The 5,920-nt window shown below is 63.4% G+C and carries 6 protein-coding genes; 4 read left to right on the top strand and 2 right to left on the bottom strand.

Translation table 11 applies throughout. From position 1 onward, the window contains the following. On the bottom strand, positions 1 to 1,950 hold a 1,950-nt coding region (locus tag V5A53_RS12305), incomplete at its 3' end, for a 3-hydroxyacyl-CoA dehydrogenase/enoyl-CoA hydratase family protein (RefSeq protein ID WP_332313912.1). Between the two features lie 162 nt (positions 1,951 to 2,112). Here V5A53_RS12305 and V5A53_RS12300 point away from each other — a divergent pair. The 4 genes from V5A53_RS12300 to V5A53_RS12285 all read left to right on the top strand — a co-directional run bounded on the left by V5A53_RS12300 (position 2,113) and on the right by V5A53_RS12285 (position 5,361). Beyond that, positions 2,113 to 3,267, top strand: a complete 1,155-nt coding sequence (locus tag V5A53_RS12300) for an acyl-CoA dehydrogenase family protein (RefSeq protein ID WP_332313911.1) — start codon at positions 2,113 to 2,115, stop codon at positions 3,265 to 3,267. A gap of 354 nt (positions 3,268 to 3,621) precedes the next feature. Beyond that, on the top strand, positions 3,622 to 4,074 hold the full coding sequence (locus V5A53_RS12295) for a DUF5804 family protein (protein WP_332313910.1): 453 nt from the start codon (positions 3,622 to 3,624) through the stop codon (positions 4,072 to 4,074). A 54-nt stretch (positions 4,075 to 4,128) separates the two neighbouring features. After that, positions 4,129 to 4,995: an alpha/beta fold hydrolase gene (locus V5A53_RS12290; RefSeq protein ID WP_332313909.1), complete on the top strand. Its 867-nt coding sequence runs from the start codon at positions 4,129 to 4,131 to the stop codon at positions 4,993 to 4,995. Positions 4,996 to 5,046: 51 nt separating this feature from the next. Further along, entirely contained in the window at positions 5,047 to 5,361 is a 315-nt protein-coding gene (locus V5A53_RS12285; protein WP_332313908.1) for a nucleoside triphosphate pyrophosphohydrolase, read from the top strand. Between the two features lie 14 nt (positions 5,362 to 5,375). On the opposite strand, the gene V5A53_RS12280 is transcribed toward V5A53_RS12285, so the two are convergent. Next, a partial coding sequence (locus V5A53_RS12280) for a sugar phosphate isomerase/epimerase family protein (protein ID WP_332313907.1) occupies positions 5,376 to 5,920 on the bottom strand: 545 nt, incomplete at its 5' end.

Here is a 5,920-nt window from a genome sequence, read left to right as displayed (position 1 = left end):
CGGCTCACCGTCACCCATGAAGGCCGTGATGCCCTCCATGAGGTCGTCGGTGTTCATGAGGTGGCCGAAGGCCTGCGCTTCGAGTTCGAGGCCGGCGTCGATGTCCTCCCAGCCCTTGAGCATCGCGCGCTTCGTGAGCTTCTGGGAGATGGGCGGGCCCGCAGCGAGGTCGGCGGCGAACTCGTGGGCGCGCTCCTCGAAGTCCTCGTTGTCGACGACCTCGGTGACGACGTCGTAGTCGTACATCGTCTCGGGGTCGAACCGCTCGGCCGTGAAGACGATCTCCTTTGCGCGGCCGAAGCCGGCGATGCGCATCAGACGCTGGGTGCCGCCCCAACCGGGCAGGAGGCCGAGGTTGTGTTCCGGCGTGCCGAGTTCGGAGCGCTCCGAGGCGATACGGAAGTCCGAGGCGAGCGCCAGCTCGAAGCCGCCGCCCAGCGCGAAGCCGTCGATACCGGCGACGACGGGCATTTCACACTGTTCGAGTTTGCCGAAGGTCTGTTGGCCCTTCCGGGAGAGTTCGATGGCCTCGATGGGGTCGGCGCTGCCAGCCATCGAGGTGACGTCTGCACCAGCGGAGAACGCGCGGTCGCCCTTCCCAGTGATAAGGAGGGCACGAACCTCGTCGTCCTCCTCCAGCAGGTCGACGGCTTCGGCGAGTTCGTCCAGCAGGTCCGCGTTGATGGTGTTCATCCGGGCCTCGCGGTCGAGGACGATCTGCCCGACCATGTCGCCGGGGTAACGGACCTCGACGTTGGTGAACTCGACGCCGCTTTCGTCGTCGCCGCCGTGGAAGCCGCCCTCGTCGGCGGCCGCACGCAGACCGTCGGAGACCTCGAAGCGCGGGTGGCCCTCCTCCTCGGTGAGCTCCTCGAGGGTCTCGACGAGCGATTCGAGGCCGTGTTCGTCGGCGAGTTTCGCGGGGCCGTCCGGGAAGCCGGCGCCCAGCATGACCGCCTCGTCGATGTCGGCGGGGTCTGCCACGTCGTTGCCGACGAGGTTGCCGACCTCGTTCGCCATCACGGCGGTGAGGCGTTCGGCGACCTCGTCGGTGCCGGCGTCGGTCGGGATGTCGACGCCCTCACCGTTCTCGTAGTCGTAGACACCCTGGCCGGTCTTCTTGCCGAGGCGCTCCTCCTCGATGAGTTCCTCGAGGAACGGCGCCGGCTCGTAGGCCTCACCCAGCTCCTCGTTCATGTATTCGAGGACGTGGTAGGTGATGTCGTGGCCGGTCATGTCCGAGAGCTCGAAGACGCCCATCGGCAGGCCCATGTCGAACTTCGTCGTGGAGTCGACCTCCTCGACGGTGGCGACGTCGTCGCTGACGAGCCAGCAGGCCTCGTTCATCAGGGGAACGAGGATGCGGTTGACGATGAAGCCCGGCGAGTCCTTCCGGACGCGGACGGGCGTCTTGTCGAGTTGCTCTGCGACCTGCTCGGTGACATCGAGGGTCTCCTCGGCGGTGTGGGCTCCGGAGATGACCTCGACCAGTTGCATGCGGACCGGCGGGTTGAAGAAGTGCATGCCACAGAACTGCTCGGGTCGCTCGGTAACCTCCGAGAGGTCAGTGATCGAAAGCGAGGAGGTGTTCGAGGCGATGATGGCGTCCTCCGGGAGGTACTCCTCGACTTCCGTGTAGACCTCCTTCTTAATGTCCATCTTTTCGGGGACGGCCTCGATGACGAAGTCGGCGTCACCGACGGCTTCCTCCATGTCGACGTAGGGAGTCACGCTGTCCAGCGCTTCCTCCGCTTGCTCGTCGGTGATGCGGTCCTTCTCGGCGAGCTTTTCGAGGGACCACTCGATGTCCTCGTAGCCGCTCTGAACGAACTCCTCTTTGATGTCCCGCAGGTTAACGTTGTAACCCGCGAGGGCCGCGACCTCTGCGATTCCGTGGCCCATGTTACCGGCGCCAAGGACCGCGATGGTCTCGATATCGTCGAATTCCATTGTTAGCAGGAGAACGGTCACTCTGAACGTGTTTCAACGTTTCCTTCTTTCCCCGTTTTCGCGCGAACCGCAACGTGAGGCCGTCGATATCGTACAAATTGGTATACTGAAACCGGCAATGAGAGGGAGAAGCGTTATGTGCCGTCATGCCACCCTTAAAGTATGGACTTCGCGCTCACCGACGAGCAAGAACAACTCAAAGAGGAAGTCAAACGCTTCGCCGACAACGAGGTTCGGCCGAACGCCACCGAGTACGACGTCGAGGAGAAGTTCCCCCACGACATCGTCGACGAGGCCGCGAAGATGGGCCTGACCGGCGCGACCATCCCCATCGAGTACGGCGGCGCCGGCTACGGTGCCCTCGATTCGGTCCTCATCGCCGAGGAACTGTTCGCCGCCGACGCCGGCATTGCACTGTCGATTCTCGCCACCTCCTTCGGGACCGAGGCCATCCTCGAATACGGTACTGAAGAGCAGAAAGAGGAGTACCTCGAACCCGTCGCCAAGGGCGAGGCCATCTCCGGGGCCGCCATCTCCGAACCCGACACCGGTTCGGACGTCTCCTCCGTGAGCACCCGCGCCGAGAAGGACGGCGACGAGTGGGTCATCAACGGCAACAAGATGTGGATTACCAACGGTAGCGTCGGCGACTTCTTCGTCGTCCTCTGTAAAACGAACCCCGACGCGGACGGTCGCTATAACGGCTTCTCGCAGATCATCGTCGAATCCGACCGCGACGGCTTCGAAGCCGACAAGATCACCGGGAAGATGGGTATTCGTGCCTCCGACACCGCCGAACTCATCCTCGATGACGTCCGTGTCCCCGAGGAGAACCTCGTCGGCGCCGAAGACGCCGGCTTCTACCAGCAGATGAACTTCTTCGACGCCACCCGAACCGGCGTCGCTGCACAGGGTATCGGTATCGCCAAAGGCGCTGCCGAGCGCGCCCTCGAATACGCCCAGGAACGCGAGCAGTTCGGCCGCCCCATCGGCGATTTCCAGGCCATCCAGCACAAACTCGCCGACATGTACACCGAAACCGAGGCCGCACGCAACCTCACCTACAAATCCGCGTGGGAGGTCGATGAAGGCGGCTCGCCCAACACCATGCTCGCCTCCATGGCCAAGGAATACGCCTCCCGAATCGCCGTCAAGACGGCCAACGAGGCCGTCCAGATCCACGGCGGCTCCGGCTACGTCAACGACTTCGACGTCGAGCGCTTCTACCGCGACGCCAAGATCACCCAGATCTACGAGGGTACCACCGAGATCCAGAAGATGATCATCGCGCGGGAACTGCAGGGCAAGGGCTTCTAAGCCACTTTTTGCACGCTCCAGCGGTTCGCCGCGCTACGGCGGCGAACACGCCTCCGCGGCAAAAACGTGGGGAAAATATGCGCGTGCTCCTGCCGCGGCCCTCCGGGCCGCGTTAGTCCGCGCGCGCTACGCTGGCGAGGGCCGAAGGCCCGAGCCAGCGGGAACCGCCTCGGAGGCGACCTGCGTGGCGGCGAAGCCGCCACGGTATACGGTCGCGGCGTAGCCGCGACCCATCGGACGCCCCCTCGGCAGATGCTATCTTCGTTCCTGTTCCACCGGTTTCGGTCGCGTTCTATGTCGGACTATCTCGATCCGGGTCGAAACCACTTTTAAACAGCCCTCGTATGTCCGACCATGACGCGGGTGTGTCTCGTCGGCAAGGAAGACGTCGAGTTGCGCTACGAACTCGTCAGTCGTGAGACCGCTCGCGAGGCACTGGCGACCTACGACCTCAACGAACCCTACCAGAACACCGTCGCCGTCGAAACCGTCTCACTCGGTGGTGCCGTCGCCCTTTTGAATGATCTCAACTGGTATCTGGTTCGGTTCGTACAGGAGTCGCTGGTCTTGGAACCCTCCGTCAGCGATGAGGAGTGGCTGTCGCGCGATCTGTCCGAGGCGGTCCGGGACAACGAGATCGACACCGACGAGACCGGTCGCTTCCTGAAGGTCTTCGGCATCCGCGATGAGGAACTCCTCGAACCGATGTTCGTCACCCGGACGGGCCACGAACTCCCCGACTACGACCTCCACGAGGTCGACGACACGCTCATCGTTCGCGTGACAGAAGACGAGTTCGGGGCCTGAATCGGGGACGGTTCCGGAGAGGCAGTATATAAGTGATGGCCTTCTGTAGATTGTATGAATACTTTCGAGTCCGCCGACCAGCGGAGCATCGAGATCGACGGAACACGGGTCAAGTATTGCGTCGATGGCCCGGAGGACGCCCGCGCACTCGTCCTGATTCACGGCGTCGGCATCGACTCGGCGGCGGTTTCTTGGCGGGACGTCTTCCCCGAACTCGCCGAAGAGTACCGCGTCTACGCGCTGGATTTGCCGGGGTACGGCGACAGCGACGCCGTCCCCGATGACGTAGTTCCCGATACCACGTATTACGCCGGCGTCCTCGGTGATCTCCTCGAAACGCTCGACGTGCTCGATACGACCCTCGTCGGTCTTTCGACCGGCGGCGCCGTCGCGCTCGACTACACCTTCGCGTCTCCGGCACGAATCTCCCGGCTCGTCCTCGTCGACAGCTACGGTCTCAGCGACGACGTGCCGGGCGGCAAACGCGGCGCCGCCTACGTGAAGACGCCATTGCTCATGCCCGCGATGTGGTGGGGAATGAAGCACAGTCGGGGACTCACCGAACGCGCGCTTCGCGGTATCGTCCACCCCGAGAACCTCGATGACGCGTTGGTCGACGACGCCATCGAGGAACTCCGGCGGACGGATGCCGGCGATGCCTATCGCCGCTTCCAGCGCGCCGAGATCGGTTGGTCCGGGTTCGAGACGAGTTTCGCCGACCGGATGGACGAGCTGCCGGTCCCGACACTGTTCGTTCACGGCAAAGACGACCCGCGAGTACCGGCCGACCACGCCAAGGACGCCTCTGATACAGCCCCTGTTGCCGACCGCTTCTTCCTCACCGATTGCGGCCATTGGCCGCCCCGAGAACACCCCGAAGCCTTCGTCGCGCGCCTGCAGGCGTGGCTCGAACGGACCTGATAGCCGCTTTCGGATGGCCGATTTTACGTTTCCGCCCGTGAAGTGGCAACCGTGCCCCGCGAACACGATAAACTGGTCCGCGATGACATCCCCGAGATCATCGAGCAAAACGGCGAAACGCCCACTTTTCGGACCGTCGATGGCGACGCTTACGAGCAGTATCTTCTCGACAAGTTACAGGAGGAGGTCGACGAGTACGTCGAAGACAGGGACATCGAAGAACTGGCCGATATACTGGAGGTCGTCCACGCGATTCGCGAGTTCGAGGGCCTCTCCGAGGTAGATCTCGACGCCATCCGCGAACGGAAGGCCGAAAATCACGGGCGGTTCGCGGACGGTATCGTCCTCGAACGAGTCGAAGAATAACCGACCGGCTACGGCTACAACTCCGTGAGCAGTTCGTCGACGTGCCGTTTTCCGAGCGCGATGGTGTCGTAATCCTCGGTCCCGATTTCGAGGGTTGCAGTCCCTGACCAGCCGACAGTGGCCAATCCGTCGAGAATCGTCTCGAAGTCGATTCGGCCCATCCCGACCGGGAGGTGCTCGTCGTCGCCACCTCTGGTATCGACGAGATGGAGGTGGTGGATTCGGTCGGCGTGGGCGCGGCAGAACTCGGCCATCTCGGGTTCCTCCATGCCAGCGAGTAGCGCGTGGCTGGTGTCGAAGGTCATCGACGCGTCCGGATACCGCTCCAGCAGTTCCGAAAACGTCGTCGCGTCGTAGTAACTGGAAACGATGTTCTCGAGACAGGGGTCGAGGTCGCGCGCTCTCGCGGCTGGCACCAGTTCGTCGAGCGCGTCGTGGACGAACTCGCGGCATTCCGCGTCGCCCCAGCCGAGGTTCCACGCGTCCGAGGAGGGATGGAAGACGACCTTCTCGGCGGCGAGGTCGGCGGCGAAATCCATCCCGGCGGTGAGTTCCTCGA

The organism is Natronomonas sp. (assembly GCF_036625485.1).
GTDB lineage: Archaea > Halobacteriota > Halobacteria > Halobacteriales > Haloarculaceae > Natronomonas.
The sequence above is the reverse complement of the archived record's forward strand: the minus strand, read 5'-3'. Positions and strand labels throughout refer to the sequence as shown.

Bases quoted from the DNA above. Each gene is read 5' to 3' on its own strand.
- V5A53_RS12300 (WP_332313911.1), top strand. From the start codon at position 2,113: ATGGACTTCGCGCTCACCGACGAGCAAGAACAACTCAAAGAGGAAGTC.
- V5A53_RS12295 (WP_332313910.1), top strand. From the start codon at position 3,622: ATGACGCGGGTGTGTCTCGTCGGCAAGGAAGACGTCGAGTTGCGCTAC.
- V5A53_RS12290 (WP_332313909.1), top strand. From the start codon at position 4,129: ATGAATACTTTCGAGTCCGCCGACCAGCGGAGCATCGAGATCGACGGA.